Source organism: Citromicrobium bathyomarinum (assembly GCA_001306305.2).
GTDB lineage: Bacteria > Pseudomonadota > Alphaproteobacteria > Sphingomonadales > Sphingomonadaceae > Alteriqipengyuania > Alteriqipengyuania bathyomarina.
Map to the genome: position 1 here is coordinate 638,714 of CP155577.1, position 17,230 is coordinate 655,943.

The 17,230-nt window shown below is 65.5% G+C and carries 18 protein-coding genes; 14 read left to right on the forward strand and 4 right to left on the reverse strand.

All coding sequences use genetic code 11. The features are described 5' to 3' along the window. Window positions 1-57: 57 nt before the first annotated feature. Window positions 58-594: a hypothetical protein gene (locus VO57_003250; protein XBL70372.1), complete on the forward strand. Its 537-nt coding sequence runs from the start codon at window positions 58-60 to the stop codon at window positions 592-594. Window positions 595-649: 55 nt separating this feature from the next. Here VO57_003250 and VO57_003255 read toward each other — a convergent pair whose 3' ends face one another. The 4 genes from VO57_003255 to VO57_003270 all read right to left on the reverse strand — a co-directional run bounded on the left by VO57_003255 (window position 650) and on the right by VO57_003270 (window position 7,356). Further along, window positions 650-2,176: a hypothetical protein gene (locus VO57_003255; GenBank protein XBL70373.1), complete on the reverse strand. Its 1,527-nt coding sequence runs from the start codon at window positions 2,174-2,176 to the stop codon at window positions 650-652. A gap of 503 nt (window positions 2,177-2,679) precedes the next feature. Then, on the reverse strand, window positions 2,680-4,491 hold the full coding sequence (locus tag VO57_003260; GenBank protein ID XBL70374.1) for a long-chain fatty acid--CoA ligase: 1,812 nt from the start codon (window positions 4,489-4,491) through the stop codon (window positions 2,680-2,682). Window positions 4,492-4,585: 94 nt separating this feature from the next. Continuing rightward, window positions 4,586-6,313 carry a gamma-glutamyltransferase gene (gene ggt, locus VO57_003265; GenBank protein XBL70375.1) on the reverse strand — a complete coding sequence of 576 codons (1,728 nt, stop codon included), beginning with the start codon at window positions 6,311-6,313 and terminating at the stop codon, window positions 4,586-4,588. Between the two features lie 8 nt (window positions 6,314-6,321). Further along, window positions 6,322-7,356, reverse strand: a complete 1,035-nt coding sequence (locus tag VO57_003270; GenBank protein ID XBL70376.1) for a quinone-dependent dihydroorotate dehydrogenase — start codon at window positions 7,354-7,356, stop codon at window positions 6,322-6,324. 117 nt (window positions 7,357-7,473) lie between these two features. Between VO57_003270 and VO57_003275 the strand changes: the two genes are divergently transcribed. The 13 genes from VO57_003275 to VO57_003335 all read left to right on the forward strand — a co-directional run bounded on the left by VO57_003275 (window position 7,474) and on the right by VO57_003335 (window position 17,180). Next, window positions 7,474-9,324, forward strand: coding sequence for a DUF885 domain-containing protein (locus VO57_003275; protein ID XBL70377.1), 1,851 nt, complete (start codon window positions 7,474-7,476; stop codon window positions 9,322-9,324). Window positions 9,325-9,509: 185 nt separating this feature from the next. Further along, window positions 9,510-9,932, forward strand: coding sequence for an SUF system Fe-S cluster assembly regulator (locus VO57_003280; protein ID XBL70378.1), 423 nt, complete (start codon window positions 9,510-9,512; stop codon window positions 9,930-9,932). After that, on the forward strand, window positions 9,929-11,422 hold the full coding sequence (gene sufB / locus VO57_003285) for a Fe-S cluster assembly protein SufB (protein ID XBL70379.1): 1,494 nt from the start codon (window positions 9,929-9,931) through the stop codon (window positions 11,420-11,422). Before VO57_003280 ends, sufB begins: the two co-directional genes overlap by 4 nt. Beyond that, window positions 11,419-11,718, forward strand: coding sequence for a hypothetical protein (locus VO57_003290; GenBank protein XBL70380.1), 300 nt, complete (start codon window positions 11,419-11,421; stop codon window positions 11,716-11,718). Before sufB ends, VO57_003290 begins: the two co-directional genes overlap by 4 nt. Next, window positions 11,715-12,290 (forward strand): DUF559 domain-containing protein, encoded by a 576-nt coding sequence (locus VO57_003295; protein XBL70381.1) that lies wholly within the window; start codon window positions 11,715-11,717, stop codon window positions 12,288-12,290. The genes VO57_003290 and VO57_003295 overlap by 4 nt, the downstream gene beginning before the upstream one ends. Next, complete coding sequence (locus VO57_003300) at window positions 12,283-12,798, forward strand: hypothetical protein (protein ID XBL70382.1); 516 nt, start codon at window positions 12,283-12,285, stop codon at window positions 12,796-12,798. The genes VO57_003295 and VO57_003300 overlap by 8 nt, the downstream gene beginning before the upstream one ends. Then, a complete protein-coding gene (locus VO57_003305) occupies window positions 12,795-13,130 on the forward strand; it encodes a hypothetical protein (protein ID XBL70383.1) in 336 nt (111 codons plus the stop codon). Before VO57_003300 ends, VO57_003305 begins: the two co-directional genes overlap by 4 nt. A 3-nt stretch (window positions 13,131-13,133) precedes the next feature. Beyond that, the gene (gene sufC / locus VO57_003310; GenBank protein ID XBL70384.1) at window positions 13,134-13,898 is read left to right on the forward strand and encodes a Fe-S cluster assembly ATPase SufC; all 765 of its coding nucleotides are present in this window, start codon (window positions 13,134-13,136) and stop codon (window positions 13,896-13,898) included. Further along, complete coding sequence (locus VO57_003315; GenBank protein XBL70385.1) at window positions 13,891-14,661, forward strand: SufD family Fe-S cluster assembly protein; 771 nt, start codon at window positions 13,891-13,893, stop codon at window positions 14,659-14,661. The genes sufC and VO57_003315 overlap by 8 nt, the downstream gene beginning before the upstream one ends. Next, window positions 14,661-15,083 carry a hypothetical protein gene (locus VO57_003320; GenBank protein XBL70386.1) on the forward strand — a complete coding sequence of 141 codons (423 nt, stop codon included), beginning with the start codon at window positions 14,661-14,663 and terminating at the stop codon, window positions 15,081-15,083. The genes VO57_003315 and VO57_003320 overlap by 1 nt, the downstream gene beginning before the upstream one ends. Window positions 15,084-15,097: 14 nt before the next feature. Next, entirely contained in the window at window positions 15,098-16,267 is a 1,170-nt protein-coding gene (locus VO57_003325; GenBank protein XBL71387.1) for a cysteine desulfurase, read from the forward strand. A gap of 10 nt (window positions 16,268-16,277) precedes the next feature. Then, on the forward strand, window positions 16,278-16,781 hold the full coding sequence (locus VO57_003330; protein XBL70387.1) for an SUF system Fe-S cluster assembly protein: 504 nt from the start codon (window positions 16,278-16,280) through the stop codon (window positions 16,779-16,781). 45 nt (window positions 16,782-16,826) lie between these two features. After that, a complete protein-coding gene (locus VO57_003335) occupies window positions 16,827-17,180 on the forward strand; it encodes an iron-sulfur cluster assembly accessory protein (protein XBL70388.1) in 354 nt (117 codons plus the stop codon). The last annotated feature ends 50 nt before the right edge of the window (window positions 17,181-17,230 follow it).

Consider the following 17,230-nt stretch of genomic DNA (forward strand, 5'->3'; position numbering starts at 1 on the left):
ACATGCCTCTCATCGGACAAACGGGCCGCCTCGACTCGGCGGCCACGGAGGGGCACGATGGCGACGAAGAACAACACCACCAGCCTGAGCATCGCCGAGATGCGCGAATTCGCCGGGTTCAGCCCGTGCGAACAGCGCTTCATCCGCCGCAATCTAGATATCGGGCTGGGACGGTGCGATGCCTTCAAGCTCTGGGCCCGTAACGCGGGCGAGAATGTCGACATCCGCCGCCAGTACGTCGCCTATCAGGATCTGAAGGTGCTGCGCCACACGATGCCTGGCGCGGATGCGGGCGAATCGGTCTCCCTCTTCATGGGGCAGCTCTCCCGGCTTGCCGCGTTCGATCTGGCACAGGAACGGCTCGATGGCTTCTCGCCCTTCCGCTTCCTCTACGAACGCCTGCTGGGGCCTGAAGTGCGCCCGTGGCTGCCGAGCGCGTTTTGCGCCGGCGCCGCCATGCCGCACCTGCGCCCGGCGCGCCGCAAGCTGCTGCTGCAAAGCCTCAGCGAAGCTGCCGCGACCGCGCCTGCATGGTCCTCGCGCCCGCCGAGCTTCTTCCCCGAATATGTCGATCTGGCAGACGAGGCCGCCTGAACCGGACCACTCTTCGCGAGCGGCCCGGCACTGACGGCCCGATTGGCCAATCGGGTCAGAACGCGACCTGCGCGCCTGCCAGAATCACATTCGTATCCGCATCCTGGTTCGACCAGGTGCTGCCATCGGGGAAATTGCCCCCCGACAGGAAGTTGAGCGGGACGTAACCGTTCACGCGGATGAACTCGCCGAACAGGTTCACGTTCGGTGCGGGGAACCACGAACCGCCCAGCACGATCTGGTTCTGCCGCCGCCACGGGGAGCCTTCCTCACCCGAAATGAACTTCGAGAATTCGGCCGACAGCGCAAATTCGCGACGCTGCAAGGTCAGGCTCTCGGCCCCGAAACCGAAGCGGCCGCCGACCGTGAAAGCCTCGGGCTTCACTGCGTCATAAACGCTCAGCGGGTTGGTCGGATCGGGTACGGCGGTGCCCGCCCATTCCTTCGTCGTCTTCGCATATTCGCCCATCAGCGTCAGCGGACCATAGGTGAGCTTGCCATAGGCGGCGATGCCCGGGTTGTTGTCCTGACACGGGTTGAAGTGCGTGACCGGATAGTCCTGGCAATAGGCGGTCCCGCGCTGGTAGCTGGCACCGGCCATCAGCGCATTGCCTTCCCCGCCAAGGTCGATCGTGTAGCGCGCATCGACCGCGAAGTTGTTCGCGCGCGAAGGCACGCTGGTGCCCAGCACCGGCACATTTGCCGACCGGAACTGCGCGCCACCCTGGATGATCATCCCGCGCACATGCAGCCCGCCCGAGACGAAGCCGACCTGTCCGCCATAGGCCAGCCCTGCGAAAGCGTGCCAGTTGGTCGAATTGGTGAACGGGTTGACCGTGTCGTTGAGCCCGAAGGGCGTGTCCATCTTGCCGACCAGCGCATAGACCGGCAGCTGGTCCAGATTGCCGAACATCACCCAACCGCGGCGCAGCTGGATCTGGTTGCGCGTCAGCGCGGTGATCGTCCCCTGACCGAAGCTCTGCTCCGGATCGTAGAGCAGCTCCGCATACCCGGTGACGTTGGGCAGCAGCCGCGCGGTCAGCGCGAGGTTGGCCGAATGCAGCACCACTTCGGAGACATTGTCGCCCAGCTGGTTGGCGCTGGTCGGGTGGCGCATGAGGTAGCCGAACTTGGAGTCGACCGTCGCCCACTGGTAATTGGCAATCGCTGTGATCCCGCCAGACAGCGTGACCCGGTCGGTCAGTTCGCCCGATTGCAGCGCGGCGAGCTGGACCAGCGGCTTGGTGTTCACGTTCTCCGCATGGTCGAGCATCTGGTACGCATAGGCCGCATTGGTGCCGACGAAGTTCTCCGACCCCGCCACCTGCATCTCACGCGGGTCGTCGGCTTCGGTGACCACATCGACCGGGCCGGCAGAGCCTGCCGTCGTCGCGACGCGCGCCGTGCCGGGTATCTCGGCTTGCGCAGCCGCCGCAGGCACCTGCGCATCGGTCGCCGCGACGACGACATCGCCCTGCGCGGTTTTCACGCCGCGCATGTCTTCAAGCTGCGCGCGCAGCTGCTCGTTTTCGCTCTGCAGCGCATCGAGCCGGTCTTCGAGCGCTTCGAGACGCTCGAGCACGGCAGAATCCTGCGCGAGCGCCGGCGTGGCCAGCGAGAAAAGCAAAATACCCCCCAGAAGGATTGCGCATCGGCGCGCACGCCCGCGTGTTGCGGTTGGGCAACTATTGGTGTTCATCACGTATCCTTATGTCCAAGCGGCGGCACCATTCAGATTGCGAATAACGACCCCGATATCCGCGCAATCCCCGAAAAACCGCCGGTTGCGCGCGTTATCGCTCGTCTGCGCGCGTGCCAAGCCTCAGATGGCAGAGTATTCGAAAAATGTCGCAACGGCGCAACACGGACCTTCCCGCGCGACGCCAGCCGAGCGTTCTCTGGAATGCCGGTGCATGAAAACGCGCACGAAAGGGGGGCGGCCCAAGGCTCCCCCACCCTGGGTCAGATCACCGGCGTATCATCAACCTTGGGCGCCCCATGCCGAGCAGTGCCCTCAACCCGGGCCTGTCACCGCCGTGACCGTCCGAATCCCCGTCTCATCGGTGATCCGCATGGCCGCGGCCCTCAGCTGCGATAGAGGGCGTTCAGCCGATCGCCGTAGCGTTCCCTGATCTTGTGCCGCCGGATCTTCATGCTCGGCGTCATTTCCTCGTTCTCGATCGAGAACGGCTCGTCGGCGAAGGCGAAGCCGCGCACCTTCTCGACCACCGACAGTTCGGCATTGACCCGGTCGATCGCCTTGCGGATTTCCGCGCGAAACTCGGGCAGCTCGAGCACCTTCTTGCAGTCGAGCGACTTGTTCTGCGAATTGCACCAGTCTAGCGCCCATTCGGTATCGGGCACGATCAGTCCGACCACGTAGGGCCGCCGATCGCCGACGACCATCGCCTGCCCGATCTCGGGCTGCAGGGTCAGCATCCCTTCGAGCTTCTGCGGCGCGACATTGTCGCCCTTGTCGTTGACGATCATGTCCTTCTTGCGGTCGGTGATGACGATCCGGCCCCGCTCGTCGAGGTGGCCGATATCGCCGGTGTGCAGCCAGCCGTCCTTCAGCGCGCGGTCGGTCTCGCCCTGGTTCTGCCAGTATCCGTGCATCACCAGTTCGCCCCGGCACAGGATTTCGCCATCCTCGGCAATCTTGACCTCGACCCCCTTCATCGGCGGGCCGACCGTGTCCATCGAGACTCCGGCGGCTGGCCTGTTGCAGCTGATCACGGGCCCCGCCTCGGTCTGACCATAGCCCTGCATCATCGGCAGGCCGAGCGCCTGGAAAAAGATCCCGACATCGGGGTTGAGCGGCGCGCCGCCCGAGACCATCGCCTTGATCCGTCCGCCGAATTTCTGGCGGATCTTGGGCCTCAAAAGCTTGCCGACCAGCGCATCCATTGGCTTGTCGCGCAGGCGCTTCTTGCCCTTCTTGGCGGCCCGCTCCTCTATCTCCAGCGCGCGGTCCAGCAGGAAACTCGCCGCGCCGCCCTGCTTGGCGATCTGCTTCATGATCCGCGTGCGCAGCACCTCGAACAGGCGCGGCACGACGACCATGACCGTCGGGCTGGTCTCCTCGATATTGCTGGCGAGCTTCTCCAGCCCTTCGGCATAGAAGATCTGCGCGCCGACACCGATCGGCAGGAATTGCCCGCCGGTATGTTCGTAGGCGTGGCTCAGCGGGAGGAAGGAGAGGAAGCGCTCATCGTTCGACAGGTCGAAATCGTCGATCAGGATATCCGCCGCGCCCGCGACATTGCACAGGATCGCGCCATGGTGCTGCAACACGCCGCGCGGTGCGCCGCCGGTGCCGCTGGTATAGATGATGCAGGCAGTGTCCCTGCGCCCGATCTTGGCGATCCGCGCATCGACCGCGGCGCGCGCTGCCTTCGCATCGCCCTGCGTCATCCGCTCCCACCCATGGCAGGCCAGGTTCCCGCCCTGGTATCCGCGGACGCTTTCGATCGGGATGATGTGTTCGGCAATGCCGGTCGCGAAGATCGCCGGGATCAGCGGGCCCGACAGCTTCTCGTTGGAGACGATCACCGCCCGCGCGCCCGAATTGTCGAGGATGTGGACGTGGTCGCGCTCGGTATTGGTGGTGTAGGCGGGCACCGTGATGCAGCCCGCCGCCATGATCGCGAGGTCGGAAATGCACCATTCAGGCCGGTTCTCGCTGACCAGCATGACCCGGTCGCCGTCCCTGAGGCCGAGGCCGCGCAGGTTTTCCGCCAGCAGGCACACCTGATCGGCGGCCTCGCGCCAGCTGATGGTCTGCCACTCGCCCGCGACCTTGCGCCCGAGGAAGGGCTTGTCGCCGCCCGCGTCGGCGCGTTCCAGGAACAATGAGACGAGGTTGCTCGCCCGTTCGATCTCTTCAAGCTGCGTCAAAGCCGCACCGTCTCCCAAGTTTCGTTATTTTTATAACTATGTGCGGCGATCTAGGCTCCCGGCAGGATTACGGCAAGCGCGGGGGCCGATGCCCTCAGGGCAGTTCCAGCTGCCCTTCGAGCCGCGGATCGCGCGCCGAGACCCAGCGATCGCCCTCTCGCACCACGATCCCTGCCTTCACCGGCGCGGGGCGAATGGTCAGCATGGTGTGGCCGAGCGAGCGGAAGGCGTCCTGGCTGTCCGCCAGCCAGGTGCCTTCTTCCAGCAGAACGCTGTCGCCGAACGCCATGACGAAGGGCAGGCCCAGCGCGTCTTCGGGAGCCAGCCCGAAATCGATCACGCCGATGATGCTGCGCGCGGTCTGCACGGGGATCGTGCTGCCGCCCGCCGCGCCGACCGCCATGAAGGGTCGCCCTTCCGGATCGTACACCACCACCGGCGACATCGAGCTGCGCGGACGCTTGCCGCCCTCCACCCGGTTGGCGACAGGCTTCCCGTCGACCGTGGGCGAGCGGCTGAAATCGGTCAGTTCGTTGTTGAGATAGAACCCATCGACCATCAGCCCCGATCCGAAGGCGCTTTCGATGGTCGAGGTATAGCTGATCATCGTGCCTGCATCGTCGACCACCGCGATATGCGAGGTGCCGCGCTCCTCGGGCTCGTCGCCATCGGCCAGCGCGAGGTCCGCGCCTTCGGGCGTGCCGGGCTTCACTTCGGCCAGAGTACTGCCGGGCAGGATCAGCGCGCCTCGGCGGGCGAGGTAATCGGGTGCGATCAGTCCGGCGGCGGGGACGGGCACGAAGTCGCTGTCCGCGAGGTAGAGCTCGCGGTCGGCATAGGCGAGCCGCTGGGATTCGAGGAACAGGTGCCAGGTCACCGGATTGCGCGGGCCGAGCGCGTCAAGATCGAACCGCTCCAGCTGGCCGAGGATCTGCATCACCGCGATCCCGCCCGAGGTCGGCGGCCCCATCGCGCAGATGCGATAGGCGCGGTAGCGGGTGCACAGCGGCGCGCGCTCCTTCGCGACATAGCCTTCGATATCCTGCACGGTCATCGCCCCGCTGCGCGGTGTGTCGTCGGCGACCGTCTTCGCGATCCGCTCGGCAAGATCGCCGTCGTAGAACGCATCGGGCCCGGTCTGCGCGATTTTCTCGAGCGCGCGGGCCAGCGCCGGGTTGGTCAGCGTGGCGCCGATCGCGACCGGCGCGCCTGCCGGATCGTAGTACAGCGCCTTGCCCTGATGGCTGCGCGCACCGGTATCGGCGCTGTCGGACAGCGACTTGTTGAGCCGCGGATTGACGCGGAAGCCGTCGCGCGCAAGCGCGATCGCGGGTTCGAACAGCTCCGCCCAAGGCAGCTTGCCGTGCTCTGCATGGGCCTTCGCGGCGAGCGCGAGGTTGCCCGGGACGCCGACGCTCAGCCCGCTGCGCACCGAATCGCGGAACGGCGGCACCTTGCCGTCCTTGTCGAGGAACCAGTCCGGCGTCGCCCCTGCGGGTGCGGTTTCGCGCCCGTCATAGGTCGTGACCGTGCCATCGGCATCGCCCAGCACCATGAAGCCGCCGCCGCCGATGCCGGAGCTTTGCGGCTCGACCACGGTCAGCGCGAGCATTACCGCGATTGCCGCGTCGGTCGCGGTGCCACCCCGGCGCAGCATTTCGTCGCCCGCTGCCTGCGCGCGCGGATCGGCGGCGCTGACTGCACCGTGCATTGTCTGCGGCGCGGCGCTTTCGACTGGCGTGGCGGGCGCAGTCGCGCAGCCTGCGAGCGAGAGGGCGGCAAGGATACCCGCGAGCGGGCCGGTGAAAGTTCTGGCGAGCATGGCGATCCTCAAGCTTGCGATCCGATGGCGTCCTCAATCGACGCAAAGCCTTCCGCCCGCAACCTTTGCGACAGGCCCTTCGCGATCCGGCGGCCGAGCATCGGCCCGTGATAGACCATCGCGGAATAGAGCTGCACCAGGCTCGCGCCCGCGACGATTCGCTCCCACGCGGCGTCGGCGCTGTCGATCCCGCCGGCAGCGATCAGCGGAATCTGGCCCCCGGTCGCTTTGCGGAAATCCTTGAGCCGCTGGAGCGCGAGCGGCGCGAGTGGCGCGCCCGAAAGGCCGCCGGCCTCGTCGGCATGGGACGATTTCAGATCGGGCCGCGCGAGCGTGGTGTTCGAGATAATCAGCGCGGCAAGCGGGCTGTCCAGCGCGACCTTCGCGATCGCGTCGATCTCGCTTGGCTCCAGATCGGGCGCGAGTTTCAGGAAGACCGGGGTTGCCCGCTCTCCGCGTGCCTCGAACACGCCATCGAGCAGGTGCTTGAGCGCGTCGCCCGTCTGCAGGTCGCGCAGGCCCGGTGTGTTCGGGCTCGAAATGTTGATCGTCAGATAGCTGGCGAGCGGGGCCATCAGCTCGGTCATCAGCGCGTAATCGGCGATGCGATCGTCGCTGTCCTTGTTGGCGCCGATGTTGATCCCGACGATCCCCGGTCTGCCCGCACGCTTGCGAAGACGCCTGTGCGCGGCCTCGGCCCCGCCATTGTTGAAGCCCATGCGGTTGATGACTGCACGATCCTCCGCCAGCCGGAACAGGCGCGGCTTCGGATTGCCCGCCTGCGGCAGCGGGGTGATCGTGCCGACCTCGACGAAGCCGAAGCCCAGCCCCAGCAGCGCGTCGGGCACTTCGGCATCCTTGTCGTACCCCGGCGCGACGCCGACCGGGCTGGGGAAGGTGACCCCACCGATGGTCACGCCGAGCGCCGGATCGTGGCGTGGCGGGTGGCCTGTCGGCACGCGCTTGAGCCCGGCAAGCGACAGGCGGTGCGCGCGTTCGGGGTCGAGCGTGAAGAGCAGCGGGCGAGCAAGCGGAAACAGCATCGCGCTATGCCCTATGCTGGCCATCGCGAGGTGTCGACTGTCGTTTGCACCGCCCTATCATTGCCGCGCTGCCTGGGGCAGGGTGGCCAAAACATGCAATTCTTGGGGAGACGCCGCATGACCACCACCCGCATTCCGGGCCAGACCGCCATCGTGCTGCTTGCGAGCCTGGGGCTCGCCGCTTGCGCCACCACGCAGACCGAGACCAGCACCGCGCCGGTCGCGAGCGCGGAGGCACCCGCCGCGCAGGTTCCGGCGGATATCGACACTTTGTTCGACCGGTACGACGCGGCTCAGCTGGAAATGTCGCCGCTGACCAAGGCCTATCGCGGGATTCGCGACGAGGATTACGGCACCTGGGGCGATTTCTCCGATCAGGCGGAGGTGCGCGAACAGGCGCTGTTGCAGGACACTGCGGCGGCCATGCGGGAGGGCTACGATGTCTCCGCGCTCTCGCCGCAGGATGCGCTGTCCTACCGCCTGTTCGACGCGATGGCGAAGCGCTCCGCCTCGCTCTTCCCGTACCGCGACTACGGCTACATCTTCGACCAGATGAGCGGCGCGCAGAGCCAGTTGCCCGCCTTCCTGATCAACATCCACGCGGTGCAGAACGCCGATCAGGCGACCGACTATATCTCGCGGATCGATGGGCTGGGCGATGTGATCGACACGCTGACCGCCCAGTCGCGCGAGCGGGCCGATGCGGGCGTGATGCCGCCCGACTGGGTCTATCCCTATGTCATCTCGGATGTTCGCAACCTGCTCGACGCGGGTGAAAACAGCGCGGTGCTGGAGGATTTCCGGGGGAAGGTCGAAGCGCTCGACCTGTCTGCCGCAGATACCGCCGCGCTCGAAGCGGCGGCGACCAAGGCGTGGAACGCCAGCGCGGTGCCCGCCTACCAGCGCCTGCTCGCCGAGATGGAGCGGCAGCAGGGCATCGCGCCAACCGATGACGGGATCTGGCGCCTTCCCGAGGGTGAGGCGTACTACGCCGCACTGCTCAAGAATTACACCACGACCGATCTCACCGCCGACCAGATCCACCGGATCGGGCTGGAGAATGTCGCGCGCATTCACGATGAGATGCGCCAGATCATGGACCAGGTCGGGTTCGCAGGCACGCTGCAGGAATTCTTCGAATTCACCCGCACCGACGACCGCTTCTATTACGACACGCGCGAGGCCTATCTGGCCGATGCGCAGGCGCGGCTCGATGCGATGGAAGCCAAGCTGCCCGAGTTCTTCGCAACGCTCCCCAAGGCGCCGCTGCAGGTCAAGCCGGTCGAGGCGTTTCGCGAAAAGAGCGCAGGGAAAGCCTTCTACCAGAGCCCCGCACCCGACGGCTCGCGCCCCGGCACCTATTACGTGAACCTCTATAACCTGAAGGACATGAGCAAGAACGAGCTCGAAGCGCTCGCCTATCATGAAGGCCTGCCCGGCCATCACCTCCAGCGCACGATCCAGACCGAGCTGGGCGACGTGCCGCCCTTCCGCCGCTTCGGCGGGGTGACCGCCTATACCGAAGGCTGGGGCCTCTATTCGGAGGAGCTGGGCAAGGACATGGGCTTCTACACCGATCCCTATGCCGATTTCGGGCGGCTGCAGATGGAATTGTGGCGCGCGTGCCGGCTGGTGGTCGACACCGGCATCCATTCCAAGCGCTGGAGCCGCGAGCAGGCGATCCAGTACCTCAAGGACAACACGCCCAACCCGGATGGCGACATCCGCAAAGCGATCGAGCGCTATGTCGTCTATCCCGGCCAGGCGACCGCCTACATGATCGGCAAATTGAAGATCATGGAACTGCGCGAACAGGCACGCGCCGAGCTGGGAGAGGATTTCGACATCCGCGAATTCCACGATGCGGTGCTGCTGCCCGGGCCCGTGCCGCTCGATATTCTGGAGGAGAATGTCGAGGCGTGGGTTGCTGCGCGCAGCGCCGGTGCCGCCGTGGCTTCGGTGCAATAGGCTGAGCCTTTCCGAGCGCGACCAGCGCGAGGCAAGGGCGACAGCCCGTCCGGACCTGCTCCGGAGCGAAGCGGAGGAAATAGCAGGGAGGATGCTCGCCCGGATGGGCGAGCGAAAAGCTAAGAACGACTCGCAAGAGTCGGGTTTTGGTTGAAATCGGACTGATTTAGTCCGAATTGGCTGGCATGCGCCTTAGCAACCTTGCCGACTACGCTATCGTGATCATGGCCGCGACCGCCCGCAAATGCGGCGGCGGGCGCGTGTCGTCGGCCGATCTGGCGCAGGAAACCGGCATTCCCGTGCCGACCGCGCAGAAGATCGTCAGCAAGCTGAGCGCGGCTGGCCTGCTCCGCTCCACCAGAGGCGCGGGCGGCGGGCTCCAACTGGGCCGACCCGCGGCGGCGATCAGCATGGCCGACATCGTCGAGGCGATCGAAGGGCCTATCGCGCTCGTCAGTTGCATCGACACCGGCGATTGCGCAGTCGAGCACGAATGCAGCGTCAAGCCGCACTGGCCGGTGGTCAATGCCGCGGTGCGCGGCGCGCTGGCCGAGGTTTCGCTGGCGAAAATTGCGGGCGCAGTACCTGCACAGAAAGAAGTGGCATGAACGAAGCAATCGACCTCAAGCAGCCCGAGCAGGACGCGGAGGCAAAGGCAGCCGCCGCGAAAGCCGCCGACTACGAGTTCGGCTGGCATTCGGACATCGAGACCGACTACGCGCCCAAGGGCCTGAGCGAAGACACGGTCAGGTTCATCTCGGCCAAGAAGAAAGAGCCCGAGTGGATGCTTGAATGGCGGCTCAAGGCCTATCGCAAGTGGCTGACCATGACCGAGCCGGACTGGGCGAAAATCGGCTATCCGGCGATCGATTATCAGGACGCGTATTACTACGCCGCGCCCAAGAAGAAGGAAGAGCTCGAAAGCCTCGACGAGCTCGATCCCGAGATCAAGTCGGTCTACGACAAGCTGGGCATCCCGCTGGCGGAGCAGGAAGTGCTCGCCGGGGTGAAGGGCGCGCGCAAGGTTGCGGTGGATGCGGTGTTCGACAGCGTCAGCGTCGCCACCACCTTCCGCGAGGAATTGCAGAAGGCGGGGGTGATCTTCCTCTCGATCAGCGAGGCGATCCGCGAGCACCCGGAACTGGTCAAGAAGTGGCTCGGCCGCGTGGTGCCGCAGAACGACAACTACTTCGCGTGCCTCAACTCGGCGGTCTTTTCCGACGGCACCTTCGTTTACATCCCCGAAGGCGTGCGCTGCCCGATGGAGCTCTCCACCTATTTCCGCATCAATGCGGAGAACACCGGCCAGTTCGAACGCACGCTGATCGTCGCCGAAAAGGGCAGCTACGTCAGCTATCTCGAAGGCTGCACCGCGCCGATGCGCGACGAGAACCAGCTCCATGCCGCCGTGGTCGAGCTGGTCGCGATGGACGATGCCGAGATCAAGTATTCGACCGTCCAGAACTGGTACCCCGGCAACTCCGAAGGCGTCGGCGGGATCTACAATTTCGTCACCAAGCGTGGCCTGTGCCAGGGCGCGCGCAGCAAGATCAGCTGGACGCAGGTCGAAACCGGCTCTGCGGTGACGTGGAAGTATCCGAGCTGCGTGCTCAACGGTGAAAACTCCGTGGGCGAGTTCTACTCGGTCGCGGTCACCAACAACCACCAGCAGGCCGATACCGGGACGAAGATGATCCACAACGGCAAGGGCAGCCGCTCGACGATCATCTCCAAGGGGATCAGCGCGGGCCAGAGCAACAACACCTATCGCGGGCTGGTCCGCGTGGCCGCCAACGCCGAGGGCGTACGCAACCGCACCGAGTGCGATTCGCTGCTGCTGGGCGACCGCTGCGGCGCGCACACCGTGCCCTATATCGAAGTGAAGAACCCCACCGCGCAGATCGAGCACGAGGCCACCACCAGCAAGATCTCCGACGACCAGCTGTTCTACGCGCAGCAGCGCGGGCTCGACGAGGAAGCGGCGATCGCGCTGATCGTCAACGGCTTCGCCAAGGAAGTGCTGAAGGAACTGCCGATGGAATTCGCGGTCGAGGCGCAGAAGCTGCTGGCGATCTCGCTCGAGGGGAGCGTGGGGTGAGCCACGGCGATATCCAGCAGGGGTGGACCCAAGATGGCACTTTCAAGGACGCCAATGGTGACGACGTACGGTGTTACGATGTCGTAGCCCTTCTTGAAGCGGCGGCTTCAGAGCCGGACCCCGCTGGCTCTGTGGCTATGCTTCCTGCCGGCACCAGCGGGACCGTGCTTTTTTACAAGACCGGGCAGCCTTGCTGGCTTGAACTGGAATACGAGACAGACCGAAGGATCTTCGGAATTGTCGAGGCAACCAAGACTAAGCTCCACCTGCGCAGCGAAGAAAAGTATCCGCGATGACCGACCGCAAGACCCTCCAGCTCCGCGATCCTTCCGATAGCGAGACCAGCGCCCCCGCCGTCAAACGCAAGGGCCGCGGGTGGGAAATCTCGGAGAAGCGCCTCGATGCGCTGCATGATCGTGCGCGCGAGATGCGCCGCCATGCGAGCCCGGCGCACAAGGCGCTGGCCGAGAAGTTTTCCAAGGCCGATTTCGGGCGCTATTCATTCACCCGCTTCGCGGTGGTCGGCAGCGCGATCGTCGATTTCAACTCGCACAACATGGGCCTCGCGATCCTGATCGACGAGGAGGGTGTGGAGCCCGCCATCGCGACCCGGCGCGACAAAAGCCTCGAGGCGGTCGGCATCCGCGTGGTCCACGTGCCCGCCGCCGATATCCTCGCCGATATCGACGCGGTGCTGGCCAAGCTGACGCAGGAAATGCGCGCCGCGATCGCCAACCGCAAGGAAGCGCGCCGCCGTCACGAAGAGGCTAATCCGCGCCAGACCAAACCGCGCTACGATCGCGACGGCAACGGCCCGCCGCGCCCGAACAACCGGGGCAGGAGCGACCGGGGGCGGCGCGATGGATAGGCTCGAAATTCTCGCCCACGCAGAGGTGGCCGACGCGAGCCGTGACCTGCTCGCGATGCAGGCGCTCGCGCGGGAGGTGCTGACCTCCGACGCACCCCGCCTCGCGCCGCTCGCCCGCATCCTGCGCCGCGATCTCGACGCTGCGATCAATGGCAGGGCCACACCGTGGACGACCACGCGTACCCGTCTGGAAGCGCGCAAGCTTGCCAGGCTGGCGACTTCGCCCGCGCCGCAAGCCGCGCCCTTCGCGCGGACCCGCGCTGCGCGCCCTGCCGTGCATCCGTCCGATGAGCGCAACGAACTGCTGCACGTCGGCGCCGCGCTGACCGCGCTCGCGCTGTGGCTCGCCTGGGCCGCGCAGCTTTCGGCGCAGAACGTGATTGCGTGGGACGGCGGCACCGGCACGGCGCAGACGCAGAACCTCGTTTCCCTTTACGCACCCGCGGTGCTGGCGCTGCTCGCCACGCTGATCGCGATCAATCCTCCCAACCGGGTGGCACGCCCTTGAAGATCGCCTGCGCCATCCTCGCCGGGCTGCTGCTGACCGTGCCCATTTCTGCGCAGGAGACGCTGAGCCCTGCGCAGGCCGAAACCCGCTTGCGCGGATGCCTGCAAGCCGGCGCGGGAGGTGCCCCGCGTACGGGTCTGCGCGCTGCGGTGGTTGCGGTGAGAGCGCTGTGCAAACCGCAGATCGATCGTGTTGCCGACAATCGCATCGCGGACGCCACGCAAGGCCTGACCGGCGACGAGGCCGAGCAGGCCAGGCAGAGCGCCATCCTCCAGCTCAACGACGAGATCGCCCGTGCGATCGCCAATTTCACCGGATTGAGAACCCTTTAAGCTATGCTCCAGATCGATAACCTCCACGCCGAAATCGCCTCCGAAAATGGGGGGGGCAAGAAGATCCTCGACGGCCTCACGCTCACCGTGAACGCGGGCGAGGTGCACGCCATCATGGGCCCCAACGGCGCGGGCAAGTCGACGCTTGCCTATGTGCTCGGCGGGCGACCTGGATACGAAGTGACCGAAGGCTCGGTCACTTTCCGTGGGCAAGACTTGCTCGAAATGGACCCGCACGAGCGGGCGGCAGCGGGCCTGTTCCTCGGCTTCCAGTACCCGGTCGAGATTCCCGGCGTTTCCAACATCCAGTTCCTGCGCGAGGCGCTCAACGCGCAGCGCCGGGCACGCGGTGAAGAGGCGATGACCGGGGGCGATTTCCTCAAGCTGGCCAAGGAAAAGGCAGGCCTGCTCAAGCTCGACATGGAAATGCTCAAGCGCAACGTGAACGTCGGCTTCTCCGGCGGCGAGAAGAAGCGCGCCGAGATGGTCCAGATGGGCATTCTCGATCCGCAATTCGCGGTGCTGGACGAGACCGATAGCGGCCTCGACATCGACGCGCTGCGCGTGGTCGGCGACGGGATCAACGCGATCATGCGCAACCCGGAAAAGGGCGTGCTGCTGATCACCCACTACCAGCGGCTGCTCGACGTGGTGCAGCCCGACCGGGTCTCGATCCTGAGTAAGGGGCGCATCGTTAAGACCGGCGGGCCGGAACTGGCCACCGATCTGGAGCGCGAAGGCTACGACGCGGTGATGGCAGATGCCTGAAGCAGCGCTCCTTCCAACGAACCGCGACGAAGCCTGGCGCTATTCGGATATCGACGCGCTGCAGGATACCACACCCGACACGTTCGAGGCGTGGGAAGATGTCCGCGTGGCCGAGGGTGAGACGTGGTCCGACCTGATCGTACTCGACGGCGGCGCCAACAAGGATGGGGGCCTGGAGATGCGCCGCCTGCGGATCGTGCTCGAAAAGAACGCCCGGGCCGAACTCGCCGCCCTGGTCGCTGGCGGCCAGCTCGGGCGGCTCGAAGTGGTCGTCACGCTGGCCGAAGGCGCGCATTTCGAACTTGGCGGCATCACGCTGGGCGGTGGCGACACCACCCGCGAGATCGTCACCCGTATGGCGCATGAAAAGCCCGGCGCGACCAGCAACCAGACCGTGCGCAGCGTCCACTGGGGCAAGGGTACGGGCAATTTCCTCGGCCGGATCGACGTCGTGCGCGATGCGCAGAAGACCGACGCGGCGCAGAGCTTCAAGGGCCTGCTGCTGGAAAAGGGCGCGAGCGTGAACAGCGTGCCGCAGCTCGAAATCTATGCCGACGACGTGCAGTGCGCGCATGGCGCGAGCGTGGGCCAGCTGGACGAGAACGCGCGCTTCTACATGGCCGCGCGCGGCCTGCCGCCCGAAACCATCCGCCGCTTGCTGGTGCAGGCCTTCATCGGCGATGCCACGCGCGAACTGGCGGACGAAGCCACGCGCGAGACGCTGTTGGAAAAGGCGCTCGCCAAGCTGGAAGAGCGGGCGTGATGCGCGCGCAAACATTTTTTTGTGCGTGGCCGGTATTGCTGGCCGCATGCGCAGTTTCGGCTCAAGCTCCGGCGCATTCGCAGGAAATCGCTTCCTCTGACACCTATCGCGGAATGGCCCCGCCGGACCAAACTTTTGCGAACCCGCTTAGCGTCGCTCAAGCATTTACCGGAGGGTATTCTTCCTCGGCGGAGGTCGGCCCGGTAATAAAGGTGCGGGTCGACCCGCATCCGGATTCCGACGGTCGGGCGATCGTGACTGCGTCTGCTGAGCCGTTGCTCGACGACTCGATCAAGGCGGAGGAATGGGTTGCCATCATCGTACCGGAAGACGGTCGCTGGCGGGTAGAGACGCTTGCAATACGCTTCAAATGCTGGCGCGCTACAGAGCGAGATAAGTGGACGACAGACCTATGCCCGTGAAGGAACACACGCAGATGGTCTCGAAATCCGTATTCCCCGGCATGGTCACCGAAGATGGAAATCCGTGGCACTATCTCGACAGCGGTGCCACCGCGCAGAAACCGCGCGTGGTGATCGATGCGATGGCGCGCGCGCTGGGCGAGGATTATGCGACCGTCCATCGCGGGATCTACAGCCGCTCGGCGCAGATGACGCTGGGTTACGAGGCTGCGCGTCGCCGGGTCGCCGCCTTTATTGGTGGCGGTGAGGATGAGCTCGTCTTCACCCGCGGTGCGACCGAAGCGATCAACCTTGTCGCCTATAGCTACCCCAAGAAGGGCCGCGTGCTGCTCAGCCAGTTGGAGCATCACTCCAACATCGTGCCGTGGCAGTTGGCGGGTTGGCAGGTCGACGTCTGCCCCCTGACCGACGACGGCCGGATCGATCTCGACGCGGCGGAACAGATGCTGACGCCCGAGCACGAAATGGTCGCCTTCGCGCATGTCTCCAACGTGCTGGGCTCGGTGCTCGACGCCCAACGCGCGGCGGAGTTGGCGCATTCGGTGGGCGCGAAGTTGCTGCTCGACGGCTGCCAGGCTGCACCGCGCCTGCCGGTCGATGTCGAGGCGATCGGCTGCGATTTCTACGCGATGAGCGCGCACAAGATGTACGGCCCGACCGGCATCGGTGCGCTGTGGGGCCGCAAGGAGCTGCTCGAGTCCATGCCCCCATGGCAGGGTGGTGGCTCGATGATCGACAAGGTCACCTTTGCCGAAACCACCTACGCCCCGCCGCCGCAGCGGTTCGAGGCAGGCACGCCCGCGATCGCCGAAGCGCTCGCCTTTGCGACCGCGTGTGACTTCATCGAGGATATCGGCCTCGACACTATCGAGGCTCACGAACGTTCGCTGGTTTCGCAACTGCGCGAGGAACTCGCCCGCATTCAGGGCGTGCGCGTGTTCGGGCCGGAAGATTCGCTCGCCATCGTCTCGTTCGAACTGCCGGGGGTTCACCCGCACGATCTGGGCACCATATTGGATGAAGAGAACGTGGCGATCCGTGCTGGCCACCATTGCTGCCAGCCGCTGATGGACCACCTCGGCGTGCCGGGCACGGCGCGCGCCAGCTTCGGGGTCTATTCCGACGAGAGTGACATCGCCGCACTGATGCGCGGGATCGACCGCACACTGAAGATTTTCGCCTGAGGAACGCAGGATGAGCGACGAAGAAAAAGATTACATCGCGGCCCCTTCGCCGACCGAGCAGATGGTCGCGAGCAAACCACCCCGCGCGCGGGTGGAAGACGCGGTCGATCCGGATGAAGAAACTGCCGGCGAGAAGCTTGCGCGCAAGCGCGACTATCTCGACGGATTCCTCAAGAAGAAGCCCGAAGCGTCGAGCGAGACAGGTGCGGGCGGGGCCCTGCAGGAAGCGGTGATCGCCGCGCTCAAGGAAATCTACGACCCCGAAATCCCGGTCAATATCTACGATCTGGGCCTGATCTACGGCGTCGAAGTCTCCGAGGACAAGGATGTGGTCGTCACCATGACGCTGACCACGCCGCACTGCCCGGTGGCCGAATCCATGCCCGCCGAGGTCGAAATTCGCACCGGCTCGGTGCCCGGCGTGCGCGATGCCGAGGTCAATCTGGTGTGGGACCCGCCGTGGGGCCCGGACAAGATGACCGACGAGGCGCGGCTCGAACTGGGAATGTTATAGGCTTTCGTCCGAAGTGCTACTTCGGACGAGTTGGGATTGATCGATATGGCTACGAAAACTCGCGAACGGCCTGCCGCCGTCACACTGACGCCCGCCGCTGAGCAGCGCGTGGCCAACCTGATGGCGAAGGCTCCCGACGATGCGATCGGGGTCAAGCTCTCCACGCCGCGGCGCGGCTGCTCGGGTCTTGCCTACTCGGTCGATTATGTGAGCGAGGAACAGGGTTTCGACGAGAAGATCGAGACCCCCGGCGGCGTGTTCTACATCGATGGAGCCTCGGTGCTCTACCTCGTCGGCAGCGTGATGGACTGGGTGGAGGACGATTTCTCCGCCGGCTTCGTGTTCGAGAATCCCAACGCCAAGGGCGCGTGTGGCTGCGGCGAAAGCTTCATGGTATAGGGGGCAGATGAGCCCTGCCGCCAAAGTCGTCGCTCGAATGGTCGCGCTTG

Excerpts from the sequence above, each read along its gene's own strand:
- VO57_003250 (XBL70372.1), top strand. The coding sequence starts at position 58 with ATGGCGACGAAGAACAACACCACCAGCCTGAGCATCGCCGAGATGCGC.
- ggt (XBL70375.1), bottom strand. The coding sequence starts at position 6,313 with ATGCTCGCCAGAACTTTCACCGGCCCGCTCGCGGGTATCCTTGCCGCC.
- VO57_003270 (XBL70376.1), bottom strand. The coding sequence starts at position 7,356 with ATGCTGTTTCCGCTTGCTCGCCCGCTGCTCTTCACGCTCGACCCCGAA.
- VO57_003275 (XBL70377.1), top strand. The coding sequence starts at position 7,474 with ATGACCACCACCCGCATTCCGGGCCAGACCGCCATCGTGCTGCTTGCG.
- VO57_003280 (XBL70378.1), top strand. The coding sequence starts at position 9,510 with ATGCGCCTTAGCAACCTTGCCGACTACGCTATCGTGATCATGGCCGCG.
- sufB (XBL70379.1), top strand. The coding sequence starts at position 9,929 with ATGAACGAAGCAATCGACCTCAAGCAGCCCGAGCAGGACGCGGAGGCA.
- VO57_003295 (XBL70381.1), top strand. The coding sequence starts at position 11,715 with ATGACCGACCGCAAGACCCTCCAGCTCCGCGATCCTTCCGATAGCGAG.
- VO57_003300 (XBL70382.1), top strand. The coding sequence starts at position 12,283 with ATGGATAGGCTCGAAATTCTCGCCCACGCAGAGGTGGCCGACGCGAGC.
- sufC (XBL70384.1), top strand. The coding sequence starts at position 13,134 with ATGCTCCAGATCGATAACCTCCACGCCGAAATCGCCTCCGAAAATGGG.
- VO57_003315 (XBL70385.1), top strand. The coding sequence starts at position 13,891 with ATGCCTGAAGCAGCGCTCCTTCCAACGAACCGCGACGAAGCCTGGCGC.
- VO57_003320 (XBL70386.1), top strand. The coding sequence starts at position 14,661 with ATGCGCGCGCAAACATTTTTTTGTGCGTGGCCGGTATTGCTGGCCGCA.
- VO57_003325 (XBL71387.1), top strand. The coding sequence starts at position 15,098 with ATGGTCTCGAAATCCGTATTCCCCGGCATGGTCACCGAAGATGGAAAT.
- VO57_003330 (XBL70387.1), top strand. The coding sequence starts at position 16,278 with ATGAGCGACGAAGAAAAAGATTACATCGCGGCCCCTTCGCCGACCGAG.
- VO57_003335 (XBL70388.1), top strand. The coding sequence starts at position 16,827 with ATGGCTACGAAAACTCGCGAACGGCCTGCCGCCGTCACACTGACGCCC.